At 69.5% G+C, this 18324-nt stretch carries 21 protein-coding genes; 9 read left to right on the forward strand and 12 right to left on the reverse strand.

Annotated features, from left to right (window positions below):
- Positions 1-30 precede the first annotated feature (30 nt).
- The 4 genes from Vlu01_RS20405 to ku all read right to left on the reverse strand — a co-directional run bounded on the left by Vlu01_RS20405 (position 31) and on the right by ku (position 3600).
- The gene (locus Vlu01_RS20405) at positions 31-687 is read right to left on the reverse strand and encodes an HAD family hydrolase (protein WP_204001965.1); all 657 of its coding nucleotides are present in this window, start codon (positions 685-687) and stop codon (positions 31-33) included.
- Positions 688-767: 80 nt separating this feature from the next.
- Positions 768-1592 carry an SCO6745 family protein gene (locus Vlu01_RS20410; RefSeq protein ID WP_204002220.1) on the reverse strand — a complete coding sequence of 275 codons (825 nt, stop codon included), beginning with the start codon at positions 1590-1592 and terminating at the stop codon, positions 768-770.
- A gap of 175 nt (positions 1593-1767) precedes the next feature.
- Positions 1768-2400, reverse strand: a complete 633-nt coding sequence (locus Vlu01_RS20415; RefSeq protein ID WP_239096010.1) for an FKBP-type peptidyl-prolyl cis-trans isomerase — start codon at positions 2398-2400, stop codon at positions 1768-1770.
- A 201-nt stretch (positions 2401-2601) separates the two neighbouring features.
- A complete protein-coding gene (ku, locus tag Vlu01_RS20420) occupies positions 2602-3600 on the reverse strand; it encodes a non-homologous end joining protein Ku (RefSeq protein ID WP_204001967.1) in 999 nt (332 codons plus the stop codon).
- Positions 3601-3685: 85 nt separating this feature from the next.
- Between ku and ligD (Vlu01_RS20425) the strand changes: the two genes are divergently transcribed.
- A complete protein-coding gene (gene ligD, locus Vlu01_RS20425; RefSeq protein ID WP_204001969.1) occupies positions 3686-4627 on the forward strand; it encodes a non-homologous end-joining DNA ligase in 942 nt (313 codons plus the stop codon).
- Entirely contained in the window at positions 4617-5528 is a 912-nt protein-coding gene (gene ligD / locus Vlu01_RS20430; protein ID WP_204001971.1) for a non-homologous end-joining DNA ligase, read from the forward strand. The genes ligD (Vlu01_RS20425) and ligD (Vlu01_RS20430) overlap by 11 nt, the downstream gene beginning before the upstream one ends.
- Positions 5529-5538: 10 nt before the next feature.
- Here the strand turns inward: ligD (Vlu01_RS20430) and Vlu01_RS20435 are convergent, their stop codons facing one another.
- Entirely contained in the window at positions 5539-6657 is a 1119-nt protein-coding gene (locus Vlu01_RS20435; protein WP_204001973.1) for a hypothetical protein, read from the reverse strand.
- 236 nt (positions 6658-6893) lie between these two features.
- Here Vlu01_RS20435 and Vlu01_RS20440 point away from each other — a divergent pair, with 236 nt between their 5' ends.
- Entirely contained in the window at positions 6894-7658 is a 765-nt protein-coding gene (locus Vlu01_RS20440) for a TIGR03089 family protein (protein WP_204001975.1), read from the forward strand.
- A gap of 24 nt (positions 7659-7682) precedes the next feature.
- Here Vlu01_RS20440 and Vlu01_RS20445 read toward each other — a convergent pair whose 3' ends face one another.
- On the reverse strand, positions 7683-8018 hold the full coding sequence (locus tag Vlu01_RS20445; protein WP_204001978.1) for an ArsR/SmtB family transcription factor: 336 nt from the start codon (positions 8016-8018) through the stop codon (positions 7683-7685).
- Between the two features lie 16 nt (positions 8019-8034).
- Here Vlu01_RS20445 and Vlu01_RS20450 point away from each other — a divergent pair, with 16 nt between their 5' ends.
- The gene (locus tag Vlu01_RS20450; RefSeq protein WP_204001981.1) at positions 8035-8505 is read left to right on the forward strand and encodes an SRPBCC family protein; all 471 of its coding nucleotides are present in this window, start codon (positions 8035-8037) and stop codon (positions 8503-8505) included.
- An 81-nt stretch (positions 8506-8586) separates the two neighbouring features.
- A complete protein-coding gene (locus Vlu01_RS20455; RefSeq protein ID WP_204001984.1) occupies positions 8587-9210 on the forward strand; it encodes a DUF899 domain-containing protein in 624 nt (207 codons plus the stop codon).
- A gap of 3 nt (positions 9211-9213) precedes the next feature.
- Here the strand turns inward: Vlu01_RS20455 and Vlu01_RS20460 are convergent, their stop codons facing one another.
- Together Vlu01_RS20460 and Vlu01_RS20465 are read right to left on the reverse strand one after the other, a co-directional pair.
- Entirely contained in the window at positions 9214-9501 is a 288-nt protein-coding gene (locus Vlu01_RS20460) for a hypothetical protein (protein WP_204001987.1), read from the reverse strand.
- Positions 9498-9800, reverse strand: coding sequence for a DivIVA domain-containing protein (locus Vlu01_RS20465; RefSeq protein WP_204001989.1), 303 nt, complete (start codon positions 9798-9800; stop codon positions 9498-9500). Before Vlu01_RS20465 ends, Vlu01_RS20460 begins: the two co-directional genes overlap by 4 nt.
- A 349-nt stretch (positions 9801-10149) precedes the next feature.
- Between Vlu01_RS20465 and Vlu01_RS20470 the strand changes: the two genes are divergently transcribed.
- Positions 10150-10377 (forward strand): winged helix-turn-helix domain-containing protein, encoded by a 228-nt coding sequence (locus tag Vlu01_RS20470; RefSeq protein ID WP_204001991.1) that lies wholly within the window; start codon positions 10150-10152, stop codon positions 10375-10377.
- Positions 10378-10732: 355 nt separating this feature from the next.
- Here Vlu01_RS20470 and Vlu01_RS20475 read toward each other — a convergent pair whose 3' ends face one another.
- Together Vlu01_RS20475 and Vlu01_RS20480 are read right to left on the reverse strand one after the other, a co-directional pair.
- A complete protein-coding gene (locus Vlu01_RS20475) occupies positions 10733-11473 on the reverse strand; it encodes a hypothetical protein (protein WP_204001993.1) in 741 nt (246 codons plus the stop codon).
- Positions 11466-11651: a hypothetical protein gene (locus Vlu01_RS20480; RefSeq protein ID WP_204001995.1), complete on the reverse strand. Its 186-nt coding sequence runs from the start codon at positions 11649-11651 to the stop codon at positions 11466-11468. Before Vlu01_RS20480 ends, Vlu01_RS20475 begins: the two co-directional genes overlap by 8 nt.
- 399 nt (positions 11652-12050) lie before the next feature.
- On the opposite strand from Vlu01_RS20480, the gene Vlu01_RS20485 reads away from it, so the two are divergent.
- Together Vlu01_RS20485 and Vlu01_RS20490 are read left to right on the forward strand one after the other, a co-directional pair.
- Positions 12051-13760 carry an Eco57I restriction-modification methylase domain-containing protein gene (locus Vlu01_RS20485; RefSeq protein WP_239096011.1) on the forward strand — a complete coding sequence of 570 codons (1710 nt, stop codon included), beginning with the start codon at positions 12051-12053 and terminating at the stop codon, positions 13758-13760.
- Positions 13726-14445: a PaeR7I family type II restriction endonuclease gene (locus Vlu01_RS20490; RefSeq protein ID WP_204001998.1), complete on the forward strand. Its 720-nt coding sequence runs from the start codon at positions 13726-13728 to the stop codon at positions 14443-14445. The genes Vlu01_RS20485 and Vlu01_RS20490 overlap by 35 nt, the downstream gene beginning before the upstream one ends.
- 60 nt (positions 14446-14505) lie before the next feature.
- Here the strand turns inward: Vlu01_RS20490 and Vlu01_RS20495 are convergent, their stop codons facing one another.
- Positions 14506-15144, reverse strand: a complete 639-nt coding sequence (locus tag Vlu01_RS20495) for a TetR/AcrR family transcriptional regulator (RefSeq protein ID WP_204002002.1) — start codon at positions 15142-15144, stop codon at positions 14506-14508.
- Between the two features lie 90 nt (positions 15145-15234).
- Here Vlu01_RS20495 and Vlu01_RS20500 point away from each other — a divergent pair, with 90 nt between their 5' ends.
- Complete coding sequence (locus Vlu01_RS20500; RefSeq protein WP_204002005.1) at positions 15235-16398, forward strand: FAD-dependent oxidoreductase; 1164 nt, start codon at positions 15235-15237, stop codon at positions 16396-16398.
- A 34-nt stretch (positions 16399-16432) separates the two neighbouring features.
- Here Vlu01_RS20500 and Vlu01_RS20505 read toward each other — a convergent pair whose 3' ends face one another.
- Positions 16433-18112 carry a DNA repair helicase XPB gene (locus Vlu01_RS20505; RefSeq protein ID WP_204002008.1) on the reverse strand — a complete coding sequence of 560 codons (1680 nt, stop codon included), beginning with the start codon at positions 18110-18112 and terminating at the stop codon, positions 16433-16435.
- Positions 18113-18324: the final 212 nt, after the last annotated feature.

An 18324-nucleotide genomic window follows, 5' to 3' on the forward strand; every position in this document is an offset into this window, starting at 1 on the left:
TAGGCGGGCCGGGGATCGCCTGGTGGCGGTTCAGCCCAGCCGGTCGACGACCTCCGGGGTCAGCTCGTCGATCGAGCCCAGCACCGTCACGGCCAGTTGCCGAGCGTCGGAATCCAGCGGGTACGCGCCGTGCGGCACCGCCACCACCGCCATCCCGGCGGCAGCGGCCGAGCGGACCCCGTTGGAGGAGTCCTCCACCGCCACGCAGCGCGTCGGGTCGAGGCCGATTCGCCGGGCGACGCTCAGGTAGACGTCCGGGGCCGGCTTGCCGCGCTCGGTCTCCTCGGTCGACAGGGTGCTGCGGAACGCGTCGGTCAGGTCGGTGGCGGCCAGCGCCGCGGCGATCAGCCGGGTCGGCGAGGAACTGGCCAGCCCCAGGGGCCACCGCGCGGCCAGCCGGCGGACCACGTCGACCGCACCGTCGATCACCGGAACCCGGGCCGCGTACCGGCGGGCCATCTCCTCGACCACCTCGGCGGCAACCTGGTCGGCGGTACGCCGCACCCCCAACTCGTCACTGAGGTACCGGGCCCACTCGCCGGTGCTCATCCCCATCAGACGTCGCTGGGTGTCGTCCTGCCACTCACCGCCGTGCTCGGCCACATAGGCCCGCCGAACCTCCTCCCACACCGGCTCGGAGTCCACGATCACGCCGTCAAGGTCGAAAACCACCCCATCCACAGTCACACCCCCATCCTCCCATCCTCGCCCCTACCGCGTTGATCAAGAAGTTTGCGTCGGGGTCAGGCGAGAACCTCTTGGTCACCTCAGCTCTGCAGGGGTGGGAGGCCGATGGGGCTGTCCGGCGGGATCACCGTGTGGGCGGCGCGGGCGATCGGGTCGAGCAGTTCACGTAGGCGGTCTGCCCGCTCTGGGCCGAGGGTCAGCCAGGGGCGGGCGGCGGCGAGATCGGTGGCGTCCTCGATCGCCTGAAAAGCTGCCCGCCCGCGCTCGGTCGGCTGTCCGTCGGAGTCCAGCCAGCCACGGCTGGTGAGCCGTTCACGGGCCTGTGCCCAGTCCTGCTCCGACCAGCCCCGACCGAGCAGGTTGGCCGGCGGCATGTCGATCGCGACCCGCCAGGCCAGCGTCTCCACCGGGTCGAGATCGGCGGCGACCAGCGCCGCCACGTGACCGTCGCCGCGATGCTCGCGCAGCGTGGTGGCGGCCTGCCAGAGCCGAGCCAGCGGGTACTCACCACGCGGCAGGGCCGCATTCGCCGCGCCGAGCACCCGACCGGCCGTCGTGAGGCCGTCAGTGGCGGCCTCAAGCAGGTCGGCGGCGTCCACCAGGTGCCGCTCGGGCAGCTCGTAGGTCAACTCGGCGAGTGCCTGCACCGCCCCGGTCAGCCGGGCGCGCAGCGCCTGGTCCGGCGTGGCCAGCTGCCACACCGCCGGCAGGGCCCGGCTCACCATGTGCGGCGCGAAGTTGTAGCAGGCGGCGATCACCGGTGCCGGACCGGTCGGCCCGAGCGGGGCGGCCCGACCGGCGAAGTAACCCCGCCAGTAGCCGCGTAGGCCGACCGCCTCATAGGCGGCGCGGGCACGCGGGTGGAAGTAGGTGACGGCGTGCACCGGCTCGAAGTGCGTCCACATCAACCGGGCAATCCGCCCGCCGGCCTCCGCTGCCGTCACGTGCACCTCCGTGTTCGCTTCGACCAGCGTCCCCGGCGCGGTGCCCGGGACGCTGGTCGAAACTACTGCCGGTGGGTGACCGGCCGGAAGCCAACTGTGGTCAACGGCATCGATGTTTTCCGAGCCGACCCGAGCCTCACGCGGCGGCGAGCACGTCCACCACGAAGCGCAGCGGGCCGGCAGGACGGCCGCCCCCACCGTCGCCGTACGCGTCCTCGGCCGGGATGTCGAGCTGCACCCGACTGCCCACGGTCACGCCCACCAGGCCCTTGTCCCAGCCCGGGATGACCTGCCCGACCCCGATCGGGAAGGTTGCCGGTTGTCCGCGTTCCCAGGAGGAGTCGAACTCCTCGCCGTTCTCGTAGAACACGCCGACGTAGTTGGTGGTGATCGACTGGCCGGCCTCGACCTTCGGCCCGGTGCCCTCGATCAGCGGGGTCACCGTCAGCTTGGTCAGCTTGCCCTCGCCAGCGGTGACGGTCGGCTTGCTGCCCAGAGCCGGGTCCGCACCCTCCGGCAGCTTCGGCGCGGGCGGCTGGGCCGGTTCGCTGGCCTCCACCGGGGCGGACGGCGTACCGGCAGCCTGCTCGGGGGCGTCGTCACCACCACGCTGGCCGACGATCACGAACACGGTGATCAACACCGCCACGACGGCGATCCCGGCGAACGCGCCGGCCCAGGCCTGCCGGCGGCGTTTCGCCTCGGCTGCCTTCTGAGCCGCCAACTGCTCGGCCAACCGTCGCCGTGCCTTGGTCTCCTGCTCGCTCACGTCCTCGACTCCCTGCTGAGAGGTGTGGGATGGGTCCGGCCACGGGCAGCCGTCGCCGACACACGGTACCTGGTATCGGACGCACTTCCGACCGTCGATGGCCCGTACCGGCAGGCACGGCTGTGCCGATCATGAAGTTCGGGTCGCGCCGGTGCCATCAGCAGACGTATTCGAGCGAGCTGAGCTGCGGAATCGGCGAAATCAGGCGGACTTGCGCGGCGTGGTCTTCTTGGCGGCTTTCTTCTCGGCGGACTTCTTGGCCGGCTGGGCCTTCTTGGCGGTGGCCTTCTTCTCGGCGGTCTTCTTCGCGGGCGCCTTCTTGGCCGGAGTCTTGGCGGCCTTCTTCTCCGCCGCCTTCTTCTGCGCCGAGCGCGCCGAGGAGATCGGGGTCGGCTCGGCGCCGCCACCGGCCGGTGCCTCGCCGCGCGCCGCCCGGGCTCGCTCCACCGATGCCTTGAGCGCGGCCATCAGGTCGACGGCCGCGGCGGGAGCCTCCTCCACCTCCTCCGGCTGGACCACCTCCCGGCCCTCCACCTTCGCGTCGATGACCTCCTGCAACGCCGCCCGGTAGTCGTCGGTGAACTCGTCCGGGTGAAAGTCCCCGGCCATCGAATCGATCAGCGAGGTGGCCATCGCCAGCTCCGGTGGCCGGATCTTCAGATCCTCGTCGAGGAAACCGAAACTCGGCTTACGGATCTCGTCGGGCCAGAGCATCGTGTTCAGCAGCAGTACGCCCTCACGGACCCGGAGAGTGGCCAACTGCTCCCGCTGGCGCAGCGCCACCTTGACGATCGCCACCCGCTCCGAGTCGGTCAGCGCGTCTCGCAACAGCAGGTACGGCTTGGTCGCGGTGCCCTCCGGCTCCAGGAAGTACGCCTTGTTGTAGAGGATCGGGTCTACCTGCTCGGCCGGAACGAACTCCAGCACGTCGATCGCGTGGGAGGTGCTCAACGGCAGGTCGGCGAAGTCGGAGTCGGTGAGGATGACCATCTCCCCGCCGCCGAGGTCGTAGCCCTTGGCGATGTCGTCGTAGCTGACCTCCTCGCCGCAGACCTGACAGGTGCGCTTGTATCGGATCCGTCCGCCGTCGGCCCGGTGCACCTGGTGGAACCGGATGTCCTTCTCCTCCGTCGCGGAATACAGCTTCACCGCGATCGAGACCAGGCCGAACGACACGGCACCCTTCCAGATGGCCCGCATACTGCGCTCCCTTCCCCGGTATCGACCATGCTCGCATCACAGCGAACCGGGCGCGAGGTGTTCGGCCTGCTACTACAGTCGTTCTGTGCCCGGCGCGCCGTTCAAGCCGATGCTCGCGATGACCGGGCAGCTTCCGACCGGTCCCGGTTGGGCGTACGAGTTCAAGTGGGATGGCGTACGCGGCCTGGCCGACATCGTCGGCGGGCGGCAGCGCCTGTACGCCCGCTCCGGCGTGGAGATCACCACCGCCTACCCCGAGTTGATCCCGCTCGGCGAGCAGGTCGAGGACGTCCTGCTCGACGGCGAGGTGGTCCTCTTCGACCAGGCCGGACGGCCGTCGTTCACCGCCCTGGCCGAGCGGATGCACGTCCGCAACGCCGCGAAGGCGGCTCGGCTGGCGGCCACCGTACCGGTCACTTACATGATCTTCGACGTGCTGCGGCTGGGCGGACAGGACGTCACCGGCTGGCCGTACACCCGGCGGCGGGAGGCCCTCGACGGCCTCGGGCTGGGCGCGGCGCGGTGGGCAGTGCCCCCGGTCTTCTCCGATGGCCCGGCCACCTACGAGGCGGCCGGTGAGCACGGGCTCGAAGGGGTGATGGCCAAACGCGTCGAGTCGACCTACCGGCCCGGGGTGCGTTCACCGGACTGGGTGAAGGTGAAGCTGGAGGTGACCGGCGACTTCGTGGTCGGCGGCTGGCGTCCCGGCGCGCGGAAGATCGGTGGCCTGCTGGTCGGGGTACCCGGCGTCGACGGCCGACTCGTCTACCGGGGCCGGGTCGGTGGCGGCATCGGCGCCGCCCTGGAACGGGAACTGCTGCGTGAGCTGGAGCCGCTGCGTACCACCGCCTCGCCGTTCTCCGGCGACGTGCCCCGCGAGGATGCCCGGGGCGCGATCTGGGTAACTCCCCGGATCGTGGTGGAGGTCAAGTACGGCCAGCGCACCCCGGACGGGCGGCTCCGGTTCCCCCGGATCCTGCGGCTGCGGCCGGACAAGCCGGCCGAGGAGGTCGAAGATGCCAGCTGACCGGTTCCCAGTCGACGTGCAGGGCCGCACGCTGGAGCTGTCCAACCTGGACAAGGTGCTCTACCCGGCGGCCGGTTTCACCAAGGGCGAGGTGATCGACTACTACACCCGGGTCGCGCCCGTGCTCCTGCCGCATCTGGCCGACCGGGCGCTGACCCGGATCCGCTACCCCAACGGCGTGGACGGCAACTCGTTCTTCGAGAAGAACGCCCCCGCCGCCACCCCCGACTGGGTACGCACCGAGAACCTGCCCGCACCCGGCTCCACGAAGGGCCGGGAAACCATCGACTACGTGGTCGCCGAGGACCTGCCCACCCTGGTCTGGCTGGCCAACCTCGCCGCGCTGGAACTGCACACACCGCAGTGGAAGATCGGTGAGCATCCGGACCTGATGGTGGTCGACCTCGACCCCGGGGCCCCGGCCTCGCTGAAGCAGTGCTGCCAGGTGGCGTTGCTGCTGCGCGACCGGCTGGCCGCCGACGGCCTGGACGCCTACCCGAAGACCTCCGGCAAGAAGGGAATGCAGCTCTGCTGCCCCATCTCCGGCACCCAGTCCGCCGACGACGTGTCGGCCTACGCGCGACGTATCGCGCAGGAGTTGGAACGCGAACATCCGAAGCTGATCGTGTCGAAGATGGCGAAGAACCTGCGCTCCGGCAAGGTGTTCATCGACTGGAGCCAGAACAACGCGGCGAAGACCACGGTGGCCCCGTACTCGCTGCGCGCCCAGCCGGTCCCGGCGGTGTCGACCCCGCTGACCTGGGACGAGGTGGCGGCCGGCGCGGCCGGCAAGCGGCCGGCGACGAAGCCGTACACCGCCGCCGAGGTGCTCAAGCGAGCCGAGAAGTCCGGGGACCTGCTCGCCCCCCTCCTCGACGGCGGCCCTCAGTTGCCGGTCTAGTGGTCCGGCGTCAGGCGTACGGCCAGGTGGTGTACGAGATCCGCGCGTTCAGGTTGGCCGGCACGCCCAGCCAGGCGTAGCAGTTGACCCGCACCACCGTGTCCGCCCCAGACCGCCCCCAACTCGCCAGCACGCAGTGCCCCCGGGTCGGTTGGCTGTCGAAGTGCGGCGCGTGCGCGTTGACGAAGGCGGTGCCGAACGTGGTCCCGGTGTTCTGGAACGTCAGCTGGTACCGGCCGGTGCCGAGCAGCGCGCCGGTGGCGCCGCCGTGCGGGTCCACCGTCGAGTTGTACGAGTCGCCGCTGATCACACCGTCGCGGACATTCTCGCCGTAGAGGGTTCCGCTGGCGAAGCGCGGGCCGGCCGAGTGGCCCAGCAGGTCGACCCGGGTGCCGTAGGTGACCGCGAAGCGGGCGTCGACCGGTGCGCCGGCCGGGTTCGCGCAGCGGACCTGCCAGTGGTCGGGCCAGGAGATCTGGCAGTTCACCGCGCCGGTGCCGAGCGCGGTGACGTGGGTCATCGGGAAGTAGCCGGTCCCGGGCGGATCCGGGTTCGGGTTCATCCGGAACTGGTAGCGGCCCTTTTCCAGGCGCTCGTACCGGATCTCGCCGCCGGTGGAGTCGTAGCCGTAGGTGGCCGGCAGGGTCCGTACGCCGGTCGGCGCGGCCTGGTCGGTGACGAACCATGCGAGGCGGCCCTGGTGGATCTGCCGCCGGTTGGTGAAGGTCGCCACGAACCGGCTGTCGACCGGCGCGCCGGTCGCCGAGAAGCAGCGCACCTGGATCAGCAGGTCGGGCGCGACCAGGCTGCGGTACCAGCCGGCCACCGTACAGTGCACCGGCCCGCCGCCGTACGCCACCACGTGCGCGACCCCGCCGGTCGTCGCGGCACCCTCCAACTCCACGGTGTACGCCCCGGTGGCGGTGCGCCGGACCACGATGTCGCCGTCGGCGGAGTTGACGCTGTAGCCGTTGGTGACCCGGTACTCCGCGATGGTGGGCTGATCCGCCCAGACGGTGGCTGTGACCGGATCGGCGAGCGGATCCGCCCCGGCCGGTCCGGGCACGGCGAACGCCGCTCCGAGGAGCAGCGCGCTGATCCCCACCGCCATCCAGCTCGTACGTCGCACGACCGTAGCCCTCCCGCCCTCGCCGGACACCTGGCACCGCGCCACGAGTCTGGCAACCCCCGTCAATGCCCGTTCCCGGTCAACCGGCGCGGGCGTCGCGGCCATCGCTGTGACGCTACGCCCGCCGCCGTCGCCACAGAGCCGACCCCGGCGGCGGGGTGGTGGCTGCGTAGGGTGGGCGGAGCGCGGGTTCGGCTCGGGGCCGGCGGTCGCGCCGAGCGCTTGGAGGAGGCCCGATGGCCAGCATCGACATCGCCGTACCGGCTCCGGCCGCTGTCGTCCCGCCCGCGCTGGCGGACCGTCCGCTGCTCACCTGGCTCGACGGCGCGACCGGCGAGCGGGTCGACCTGACCGCGGCCCAGCTCGGCGGGTGGGCGGCGCGCTCCGCCGGCCTGCTGCGCGACGGCTGCGGCCTGACGCCGGGCAGCCGGGTGGCGGTGCTGCTGCCGCCGCACTGGCGTACCACCGCGGTTCTGCTGGGCGCCTGGGCGGTCGGGCTGGAGGTCTCGTTCCGGCCGCGCGCCACCGCCGGGCTGCCGGTGCTGGAGCCCGGCGGTGATCGACCGTACGACGCCGTCCTGGTCACCCCGGAACGGCTCGACGACTGGCTGGAGGACGTACCCGACGGGCTGCACCGCTACCTTGTCGGCACCGGGCCGGAGCCGCTGGACGACGTGCCGGCCGGCTGGCTCGACTGGTCGGTGGAGGTGCTGCGACACGGTGCCGCCCCGATGGATCGCCCCCTCCTGCACGCCACCGACCCGGCCAGCCCGGACGGCACCACCTACGACGAGTGGGGCCGGGTGGCCCAGGCCGTCGCCGAGCAACTCGACCTGCGGGTCGGCGACCGGCTGCTGGTCGACGTCGCTGAGCACGACCAGCCGCTGAATTGGCTGCTCGCCCCGCTGTCGGCCGGCGCGTCGGTGGTGCTCTGCGCCAACCTCGACCCGGCGGCCCGGGAGGCGGTGGCCGCTGCCGAGCAGGTCACCCGGGTGCTCTGACCCACCGGGCCTCCGGGCCGGCCGTCATCCCTCGTCCAGCCGGTCGAGCAGGTCGACGGCGGCCCGCATGTAACCGCTGATCCAGCGGTCGTGGATGCGTTTGATCGGCAGCGGCGCGAGGGACAGATGCCGCTCCCGGCCGACCTTGCGCCCGGTCACCAACTCGGCGCGTTCCAGCACCCGTAGGTGTTGCAGCACCGTGGTGCGGTCCAGTTCTGGCAGCAGCGCGCAGAGCGAGCCGGTGGTGTGCGTGGACGCTTTCAGCGCGTCGAGCATCCGTCGCCGTATCGGTGAGGCGAGCGCCTTGAACACCAGATCGTCGTCGGAGTCGGCGGGATCCTTGGCGACCGAGCCAGTCATGTTGTAAAAATACAACATGACTGGCTCACTTACCGAACTCTCCTTCACCGTCTCCGGCCGCATCGCACGCCCGCGCGCCGAGGTGTACGAGGCCGTCGCCGACCCGGCGCAGCTTTCGCGCTACTTCACCACCGGCGGCGCCCAGGGGCGGCTGGAACCCGGGGCGCAGGTCACCTGGGACTTCCACGACTTTCCCGGCGCCTTCCCGGTCACGGTGGCCGAGGCCGACCCGCCACACCGGATCGTCATCGAGTGGGACGGCGAGGCGACCACCGGCGACGGCGGCAACACCCGGGTCGTCTTCGAGTTCGAGTCGATCGACGACGACACCCGAACCCTGGTCACCATCACCGAGACCTCCTGGCAGCCGACTCCCGAGGGGGCCCGGGCCGCGTTCGGCAACTGCGAGGGGTGGACGGGGATGCTCGCCGCCCTCAAGATCTGGCTGGAGCACGGCATCAACCTGCGCGAAGGCTTCTACAAGTGAGCTGGCCGCGCCGATCGTCGACCGGACCACCTGGAACGACGCGCGAGGCGTACTCCTGCACAGGAGAAGGCCCTGACCCGGATGAAGGACGCGATCAGCGCCGCCCGCCGCCGCATGCCGATGGTCGAGGTACGCCCAGACTACGCCTTCCACGGCCCAGAGGGCGTCGTCACCCTGCTCGACCTCTTCGACGGCCGCCCGCAGCTCATCGTCCAGCACTTCATGTTCGCGCCCGACTGGCAGGAAGGCTACGACGGCTGCTCGATGATGGCCGAGCACATCGGCCCCCTGGCCCACCTGCACGCCCGGCGTACCTCCTTCGTCCTCACCTCCCGCGCGCCGCTGGAGCGCCTGCACGCCTTCCGGGCCCGGATGGGGTGGCACCTGCCCTGGTACTCGACCGTCGGCGACGCCTTCAACGAGGGCTTCGGGGCTACCGTCGACGGTGTGGAACGCCAGGGGATCAGCGTCTTCCTCCGCCGGGACGACCGCGTCTTCCACACCTGGTCGACCCACGCCCGGGGCGAGGAGCCGTTCATGGTCGTCTTCGACCTGCTCGACCTCACGCCACTCGGGCGCCAGGAAGACTGGGAGAACTCGCCACCCGGCTCACCGCAGGAGCCGACCTACTCCTGGATGCGCCTCAGTGGCAGCTACGAGGAGAACGGCCGGCCTCGTAGCTGCCACCGACCGGAGCACGCCTGACAGTCACTCGACCCGGGGTACCCGACGCCGGTCAAGCCCCGGCACCCGCCGCGAGCAGGGCGCATTGTGCTCGTAGGGCAGCACGCACCGCCCGCCGCCGTCGGGCAGCGGCTGGTCGCAAAAAACCCAGTGACGTACGTTCTGCTGATCCTCCAGCGAGACGTTCACCCCGCCCGGCTCGACCCGTGCGTTCAGCCGGGCCAGCACCCGGGCGGCGGTCCGGGCGAAGATCCGGGCCCGCAGCAGGTCCGGCGCGCTGACCGGCACGTGGATCATCCAACGCTCGCTCATCGGTACCGGTACCTCCCCGACTGGGCGCTCTGCCAGGCCCGCAGGGCGCTCTTGATGCGTACGTTCTCCTCCTGCACCGCCACCAACGCGGTCTGCGCGGTGGCCAGTTCGTCGGCGACCCGGTGCAGGAAGGCGCGGATCTCGGCCGGGTCCAGCCCGCGTCGCCGGACGTTGAAGCACCGCTCGCGGATCTGCGCGGGCCGCAGTGGATACGGAGCCGGCGGCGGCAGCACCGGCCATTCAGGGCTTGCCGCAGGCCGGCGCAGCAGCCGGCGGAACAGGTTGCGCACGTTGACCACCCTTCGTCGGATCGGGTGACGGTGGAGGAGTGGCCTCCGCCGAGGGGGCCGGCGGAGACCGCCCTCGCCCGGCCGTCGCAGCCTCAATTGGCGGTACGACGACAGGGCCGCGCTGGGGGCGCGGAGTGGGGTCTCGACGGCGATGCGAGACCGGTACGAGAGGCGCCAACCGACCGCATCAGCACCGCATCACCGAGAGCGACGCTACCGATACCTCTCACCTCTGTCAACGCTCTCTTACCTCTCGAATCTAGCCAGCCCCCTGCCTGCTCCTTCTCTCCTAGTCATTGCTGCTCTCTCACCTGGTGCTCGATACTGGGAGGGCCAACCGACTGCAAGGGGCCTGCACGTGCCGATTCCGCCAACCATGGACGAGTTGATCAAGGATCTGCTGAGACGGATCGAGGTGGGAGAGTTCCAGCCCGGGTCACAGATTCCGTCCACTCAAGAGCTTTCCGACCACTACGACGTGTCGGTGTCAACGATCCACCGCGCGGTGGCGAGGCTGCGGCAACAGGGCGTGCTGGTCGGCCGCCCAGGTCGCGGCGTCTTCGTCGCGGAGGCCACACGGCGCTGATCTTTTCCTGATCTCGCTGCCAGCGATGTGCCCTCAACCCGGGGGAGCCGAGCAGACCACCACCCGACCGGCCAGCGCGTACGAGCCGTTAATTTGAGGCCGCCTGACCGACCGCGGCGGAGGCCCGCTCCCCAGAGGGGAGGGCCGATGGCAGACGGGATGGTAGACCGCGTCACTTCTGATGCCACCTACGCCGGCTTGAGAGGACGACGGCTGGATTCAGCGGGCTAGAAAGATCACCGTCTGACCGACCGAGGCGACGGCAGTTCAAGAAATGAACCGACTGTCGGACTGCCGCCAGCAGTGGCCGGCAGCCTTGGGGCGCAGCACCCGGCCGGGTGCGGTTTATTGCCGATCAGTACGCGCGTAGCCGATCGAGGTTGTCGCGAACCGCCGTATCGGGCGGCTTTACACCGTAGTGCAGGCTGCGAAGCGCCGCCGCAGCCTCATCAGGAGCGTCGCAAACTGCAGCACGTAGTTGAGTACGTCTCCACTGCTCGCGGCCCGCACGAATCGCTGCGTCCCACCCATCAACATGGTCCACACCGAACTCGACCACCAGTGAGTTGAGTACGTCTTCGATGCAGGGACGGAACCGGTGGCCGCCCACGGGAAAGTGAAATTCCGCCATGTGTGGAGGCTTCCCGGTACGCCATCGCTGGCGAGCTTTGCCCTTCTCACCAGCCACGAGGACGTAGGCGAACTCATCGCGGTGGGCATGGACGTGGATGTGGGCGGCCGGGACAGAGCCGTTCACTTGGCGGAGGTACTCGTACCGAAAGAGAGGGACTTTGTCCCCAGCCGGGACCACATGAAACCAGGATTCTTCCACAGCAAGGTAGGAGGCACCCCGGTCCCAGCAGCAGTTCAGCTTGACGGACAAGTCCAGCCGATGGGTGCCACCGATGTACAACGGGAACACGGCCTCTTTGCCGTTCTCGTATGCAGCCACGATGACGCGTGGGCTGTCGGCGCCGCCGGCAACGACAGCGGACAAAGCCATCCTGGTTGGGATGACCCGCCCGATACGAGAGGTAAGGTCCTCAGCGAAGGCGGTGGCTTTGTCGATCAGTTGCTCGTCGGCGTTGTCACTCATCTTCGCCGAGGAGATAGTCGATGCTACGGACGGTCTCGTACACCGCGCGCTCGTCGGGGCGCAGGTCAAAGTTTCGCCCTAGGTCGTACAGCGTCTCCTTGTCCATGCTCACGCGACGTAGGAGCGCTTCGCGCCATGCCAGCAGCTCGTCCCGCGTCTTGACGATGGCGGTTGGCATAGCCGGTCCTCTCGTCGCTGACGGTACTGCCGTAAGGCTCATGTTAAGCGGACCTCCTGAGAGCTGCTACCCGTAGTAACGGACCGACACACTCTTGGCGACGGTGCGGACAAGTTTGAACACGAAGTGCGAGAAGCGACACCCCCCGATCGGGTAGATGCTGCGTGCTGACAGCAAGGAGTCGGCATAACGACAGTGGATGCGGTGCAACCAAGTGCAGTCACCGTCCCGCGTTCACGGTGCATTCGGCTGGAGGTCAGGCATATGACTCGATGTCCTTCCAAGGGGGTGTGTTGAGACGCTTCGGGGCTCAGGTTGGGTGGCGTGCTGATGGGGGCGGCTGGTCGGCGGGCTGTCCTATGCTCGTCGGGTGAGTGCGGCGGCGGGCATGCGGGCAAGATGGGGCGGCTCGTGCTCGGTGAGATGCTGATGCCGCTGTCGGCGATCCCGGCGGAATCCGTCGAGCACGGTGAGGTCTTCACCCGTCGTTGGATTGTGGATCTGATCCTGGACCTGGCCGGATACACCGCTGATCGTGATCTCGCGGCGCTGGTGGCGGTCGAGCCGGCCAGCGGGGAGGGTGCTTTTCTGGCCGCGATGGCTGCCCGGGTCAGTGCCTCGTGTCGTAAGCATGACCGGTCTCTGCTGGACGCGAAGCACGCGGTGCGCGCCTTCGACCTGCTGGCACCCAACGTGGCGGCCAGCCGCCGGCTCGCCCGGGACGTGTTCGTCGAGGACGGCTGGCCGCTCCCCGAGGCCCGCGAGGTGGCAACGGCATGGGTACGGCAGGGTGACTATCTGCTCGATACACACGTCGACAGCGGTGTCGATCTGGTGGTGGGCAATCCGCCGTACGTCCGGTTGGAGGACGTGCCGGCGGACCGCATGCTGGCCTACCGCGCCGCGTGCCCGACGATGACCGGCAGGTCGGATCTGTATGTCGGCTTCTATGAGCGTGGGCTGCGCTCCCTGAAGCCGGGCGGGGCGCTGGCGTTCATCTGCGCCGACCGGTGGATGCGTAACCAGTACGGGCGGCAGTTGCGGGAGCTGATCGTCGCCGGCTACAGCGTCGACGTGACGGTCACCATGCACGATGTCGACGCGTTCGAGGAGCAGGTTTCTGCCTACCCGGCGATCACCGTGCTTCGGCGTGCTCCCCAGGGTGCGGCGGTGGTGGCGGATGCCCGGCGTGGTTTCACGGCTCCGGATGCCCCGGAGTTGTTGGAGTGGGTCGCCGATCGGGAGTCGAGGCCACGGGCGGACGACCGGTACGAGATAGCGAGGCTACCCCACTGGTTCGACGGCGGTGACTCCTGGCCGGCGGGCTCGCCCTCGCGGCTGGCGCTGATCGAAGATCTGAACGACCGCTTCCCGCCGTTGCAGGACGCGGCGACCGGCACTCGGGTCGGGATCGGTGTGGCCACTGGCGCCGACAGTGTCTTCATCACCACCGGCGCCGACGTCGAGCCGGGGCAGCTGTTGCCGCTGTCGATGGTCCGCGACACGACGTCGGGGACTCTGCGGTGGTCGGGCCACTACCTGGTCAACCCGTGGAACGCGGACGGGCAACTCGTCAACCTGGATGCCCTGCCTCGGCTGCAGGCTTACTACCAGCGGCACGCGGCGGCCCTCAAACGGCGGCACGTCGCCGGCAAACAACCCGCCCACTGGTACCGGACGATCGACAAGGTCGACCACTCCCTCGTCGAGCGCCCGAAACTGCTGTTTCCCGACATGAAGAACGCCATCCACCCCGTCCTGGACGAGGGCGGCTTCTATCCGCACCACAACCTGTACTACATCATTTCTGCAACCTGGGACCTCCGCGTCCTAGGTGGACTCCTGCTTTCTCGTGTCGCACAAGCCTTTGTAGAGGCCTACGCCGTTAGGATGCGTGGCGGCACCCTTCGATTCCAAGCCCAGTACCTGCGCCGGATCCGCGTACCCCGGCCCGAGGCCATCTCCGCTGCGGACCGGGCTGCGCTCGCAACCGCCTTCGACAAGCGGGACAGCCGGGCGGCGACGGAGGTTGCCCTACGGGTGTACGGGATCGACAAACCGGGAGACCTGATCGATGGACCAGCAGGCGTTCGAGGAGGCAATCCGTAGCTCCTGGGCGGTCCGAGAGTCGCAGGCCGCGAAGAAGCTGCTGTCGGGCAAGACCGACACCGGAGGACGTGGCGCAGTCACCGGCGGCGCGCATCTCGACGCTCTGACCGAACTGCTGGCCAACGTCTTCCGGGACGCTGGATTTCCGCCGGACGCGGTGCGTTGCAAGTCCGGCATCGAGCTGCCCGGCTATTTTCGGCCCACAAAGCAGTGGGACCTCGTGGTGCTTCACGAGGAGGAACTGGTTGCGGCCATCGAGCTGAAATCGCATGTCGGCCCATCCTTCGGCAACAACTTCAACAACCGCAATGAGGAGGCGATCGGTAGCGCCGTCGATCTGTGGCGAGCCTATGAGCATGGCCTACTCGGCCGGCTGCGACCGTGGCTCGGCTACGTCCTCCTGGTCGAAGAGGCGAAGGGGTCGACGCGCAAGGGCAGACCAAGGAGCGGTACGTTGCCTATCGACCCTGCCTTCTCCGACACCTCTTACCTGGACCGTTACGCGATCCTCTGCAAGCGGCTGGTGGACGCAGGATTGTACGACGCCACGTGCCTCGTCACATCCTCGCGGGAGCCGGATGCGCCCATCCGCCAACCCGACCCGGAGATCGGGTTCGCCGCCTTCGTCGGTTCCATCGCCGCCCGCATCGAGAAGGTCGGCGTGCCCCGTCCGAGGCTCAACTGAACCCACACTCGGGGTGGCACCTGCCGCCGCCCTGAGGGCAATTCCACGCAATGTATTGCCTCAGCCCTCGTCCTGCGGCCGTGCCGTCGGTCCGGCCAGCCCGTGCAGTATGAGGTCGGTGAGGGTCTCCACCACCTGATCGTTGTCGGGTGGGTCGGCGGTGCTGGGCAGCGCGTAGTTGAGCGTGAGGAGCATCGCGCCGATGGCCGCGGCGACGAGCTCCGGGTCGCCGGGCAGTCGGTGTCCGCGTTCGGCGAGGTACTCCAGGTGCTCGCGGATGGTGTGGGTCTGCTCCCGCAGGTCGCGCCAGGCGCGGCCCGAGCCGGGGTCGTCGGCCACCATCGACTGGAAGACAGCGATTGCCACCGGGCGGTTGTCGCGCAGCACGGCCCACGGGGCGGCGAGGTGGTCGCGGAGCTGGTCGCGGTTGGTCAGGTCGTGTTCGCGCGGGTGCTCCATGCCGGCGACGCGCGCGTCGACCGCGTCTTCCAGCTCGGCGAGGAGCGCCTTGAGCAGCTCCTCCTTGCTGGTGAAGTGCTCGTAGAACGAACCGGTGGCGCGTCCGGCCGTGGCCGTGATGTCAGTGATCTTCGTGTTGAGGTAGCCGCGCTCGCCGAACAGTCGCCGTGCCGCGTCGAGCAGCGCGGCGCGGGTCTCAGCCGCCTTCGCCTTCCGCGTGGCGGCCCTCTCCTGCGGCATCCGTCCTCCAATGGCTGTTGACCCGGACGATAACATCGAACATACTTTCACCGAATCAGGATTCGGTGAATCTAAGTTCAGGGAGGCTTCATGCGGACGATCGTGGTCGGCGGCGGAATCGCCGGAGCGGCCGCCGCGCTCGCGCTGCGGCTAGACGGTCACGACGTGACCGTCTACGAGGCGTACGAGAACCCGGCCGGGCACGTCGGCGGCCACCTCAGCCTCGCGGTCAACGGCCTGCGCGGTCTGGAGAAGCTCGGCTGCCTGCGCGAGGTGCAGGCGGCCGGGTACGACATCGAGCGGATGCGCTTCCACAGCGGGAGCGGCCGACGGCTGGGCGACGTGCCGCGACTGCGCCGCCAGGCCGATCCGCTGCGGAGCGTCACGATCATGCGGGGACGGCTGGTGGACATCCTGCGGCGCGCGGCCCTCGACGCGGGCGCGCGCATCGTCACCGCCGAACGTCTGGTCGGCATGGTCGAGACGCCGGAGAGCGTGACGGCCGAATTCGCCTCCGGTCGACGCGACACCGCAGATCTGCTCGTGGGCGCCGACGGCATCCACTCAACCGTGCGCGGGCTGCTCGACCCGTCCGCGCCGCGCGCCGAATACGCGGGGCTCTACGGGGTCGCCGGGATCTCCACGATCGAGGATGCCGAAGTCGGCATCTGGAACCTCACCCTCGCGCGGAACGGTGTCTTCGTCTACAGCACCGTCGACGAGGGGACCGCGTGGTGGGCGGCCCAGGTCGCCGATCCGGTGCCGCCACCACTGCGCGGCGGCGTCGACGAAGCACACTGGCGACGGCGCCTGCCCGGGCTCTTCCCGGAGGCCGTGCCGGCGGCCGTGCTCGCCGCCACCACGAAGGTGCTCGCCGCAACCCACATGCATGCCTGCGGCCCGATCCGGACGTGGCACAGTGATCGGGTGGTGTTGGTCGGCGACGCCGCTCACCCGGTCGGCGTCGGGCAGGGCGCCTCGATGTCCATCGAGGACGCCCTGGTGATCGCTGCGGCGCTGCGGACCGTGCCGACGATTCCCGCAGCGCTCGGCGCTTATGCCGCGGAACGCCGCCCACGCATCACCCGGCTGCTCAAACACGCCGACGACGCCCGTGGCGGCAAGAAGCCCGGCCCTGTGAAGCGTCACCTGGATGCGGCCATGATGCGCCTGTTTCTCCCGTTCTACGAGCGGGCCCAGGGCTATCTGTACGACTACGAACCGACCGTGTCCGCAGCGCGCACCGGAGCGTGATGTCAGGCAGCGCGCGGCGGCACGGCAGGCCCGCTCAGTCGAAGGTGGGGAGGGTGGGGCCGAGGACGTCGTCGGCGTCGACGATGGTGTACGCGTACCCCTGCTCGGCGAGGAAGCGCTGTCGGTGGGCGGCGTACTCGGTGTCGATTGTGTCCCGGGAGACGACGGTGTAGAAGTGCGCCTGCCGGCCGTCGGCCTTGGGGCGTAGCACCCGGCCGAGCCGCTGCGCCTCCTCCTGGCGGGAGCCGAACGTCCCCGACACCTGGATCGCCACCGCCGCCTCCGGCAGGTCGATCGAAAAGTTGCCCACCTTCGAGATCACCAGCGTCCGCAGCGAGCCGGACCGGAACGCGTCGAAGAGCCGCTCGCGTTCCTTGTTCGTGGTCGAGCCCTGCACGATCGGCGCGTCGAGATATTCGCCGAGCTGGTGCAACTGGTCGATGTACGCGCCGATGACAAGTGTCTGCTCGTCCGGGTGCCGGTCCACCAGGGCCTTCACCACCGGCAGTTTGGTGCGGGCGGTGGCGGCCATCCGGTAACGCTCCTCCGCCTCCGCCGTCGCGTACGACATCCGCTCGGCATCGGTCAGGGTGACGCGTACCTCGACGCACTCGGCGGGGGCGATCCAACCCTGCGACTCGATGTCCTTCCAGGGCGCGTCGTACCGCTTCGGGCCGATCAGGCTGAAGACGTCGCCTTCGCGGCCGTCCTCGCGTACCAGGGTGGCGGTCAGGCCCAACCGGCGACGGGCCTGGAGGTCGGCGGTGAAGCGGAAGATCGGCGCGGGCAGCAGGTGCACCTCGTCGTAGACGACCAGGCCCCAGTCGCGCGCCCCGAACAGGTCCAGGTGGGTGAACGCGCCGCCGCGGCGCGAGGTCAGCACCTGGTACGTGGCGATGGTGACGGGCCGGATCTCCTTGCGCTCGCCCGAGTACTCGCCGATCTCCTCCTCGGTCAGCGAGGTGCGGGCGATCAGCTCCCGCTTCCACTGCCGGCCCGCCACCGTGTTGGTGACCAGGATCAGCGTGGTCGCCTTCGCCTCAGCCATCGCCGCCGCGCCGACCAGGGTCTTGCCGGCGCCACAGGGCAGCACCACCACCCCGGACCCGCCGGCCCAGAACGAATCCACGGCCTCGCGTTGGTACGACCGCAGCGTCCACGGCTTCCCGCCGTCCTTGCCCGCCTCGGCCAGCTCGATCGGGTGCGCCTCCCCGTCGACGTACCCGGCGAGGTCCTCCGCCGGCCAGCCGAGTTTGAGCAGGGCCTGCTTGAGTCGCCCACGCTCGGACGGGTGCACCGCGATGGTGTCGTCGTCGACGCGGTTGCCGAGCATCCCGGCGAGCTTCTTGCTCTTGGCCACCTCGACCAGCACCACCCGGTCGAGGGCACGCAGGACGAGACCGTGCGCCGGATCGTTGGCGAGCTGGAGGCGGCCGTACCGGTCCATGGTCTCGGCCACGTCGACCAGCAGCGCGTGTGGCACCGGATACCGCGAGTACTTGATCAGAGCGTCGACCACGCCCTCGGCGTCGTGGCCGGCGGCACGGGCGTTCCACAGCCCGAGCGGCGTCAGTCGGTACGTGTGCACATGCTCAGGCGATCGTTCGAGTTCGGCGAAGGGAGCGATGGCCATCCGGCAGGCCTGTGCGTCGGGGTGGTCGATCTCCAGCAGGAGGGTCTTGTCCGATTGCACGATAAGCGGTCCACCACTCACGCCGAATCCTCTCGTCCGTACGGCTGATCCGGCCGCCGGAGCAGGCGGCTGACCTGCCGCCGGGCGACCATCCAGTCTTGCACGCGGTGGCGGGTGGCGAGAAAGTGCTCGGGTTTGCGCAACCTCGCTGGTAGTCATGTGCGTCTAGCAGTAGGGGACGAGTTGTCGAGGTCGACGGTCGGTGAGTCGCGTACGAACCACCGTGGTCCTCG

Source organism: Micromonospora lutea (genome assembly GCF_016863535.1).
Taxonomy (GTDB): Bacteria; Actinomycetota; Actinomycetes; order Mycobacteriales; family Micromonosporaceae; genus Micromonospora; species Micromonospora lutea.

Excerpts from the sequence above, each read along its gene's own strand:
- Vlu01_RS20410 (WP_204002220.1), bottom strand. The coding sequence starts at position 1,592 with ATGTGGACGCACTTCGAGCCGGTGCACGCCGTCACCTACTTCCACCCG.
- ku (WP_204001967.1), bottom strand. The coding sequence starts at position 3,600 with ATGCGGGCCATCTGGAAGGGTGCCGTGTCGTTCGGCCTGGTCTCGATC.
- ligD (WP_204001971.1), top strand. The coding sequence starts at position 4,617 with ATGCCAGCTGACCGGTTCCCAGTCGACGTGCAGGGCCGCACGCTGGAG.
- Vlu01_RS20440 (WP_204001975.1), top strand. The coding sequence starts at position 6,894 with ATGGCCAGCATCGACATCGCCGTACCGGCTCCGGCCGCTGTCGTCCCG.
- Vlu01_RS20445 (WP_204001978.1), bottom strand. The coding sequence starts at position 8,018 with ATGACTGGCTCGGTCGCCAAGGATCCCGCCGACTCCGACGACGATCTG.
- Vlu01_RS20450 (WP_204001981.1), top strand. The coding sequence starts at position 8,035 with ATGACTGGCTCACTTACCGAACTCTCCTTCACCGTCTCCGGCCGCATC.
- Vlu01_RS20455 (WP_204001984.1), top strand. The coding sequence starts at position 8,587 with ATGAAGGACGCGATCAGCGCCGCCCGCCGCCGCATGCCGATGGTCGAG.
- Vlu01_RS20460 (WP_204001987.1), bottom strand. The coding sequence starts at position 9,501 with ATGAGCGAGCGTTGGATGATCCACGTGCCGGTCAGCGCGCCGGACCTG.
- Vlu01_RS20475 (WP_204001993.1), bottom strand. The coding sequence starts at position 11,473 with ATGAGTGACAACGCCGACGAGCAACTGATCGACAAAGCCACCGCCTTC.
- Vlu01_RS20480 (WP_204001995.1), bottom strand. The coding sequence starts at position 11,651 with ATGCCAACCGCCATCGTCAAGACGCGGGACGAGCTGCTGGCATGGCGC.
- Vlu01_RS20485 (WP_239096011.1), top strand. The coding sequence starts at position 12,051 with ATGGGGCGGCTCGTGCTCGGTGAGATGCTGATGCCGCTGTCGGCGATC.
- Vlu01_RS20490 (WP_204001998.1), top strand. The coding sequence starts at position 13,726 with ATGGACCAGCAGGCGTTCGAGGAGGCAATCCGTAGCTCCTGGGCGGTC.
- Vlu01_RS20495 (WP_204002002.1), bottom strand. The coding sequence starts at position 15,144 with ATGCCGCAGGAGAGGGCCGCCACGCGGAAGGCGAAGGCGGCTGAGACC.
- Vlu01_RS20500 (WP_204002005.1), top strand. The coding sequence starts at position 15,235 with ATGCGGACGATCGTGGTCGGCGGCGGAATCGCCGGAGCGGCCGCCGCG.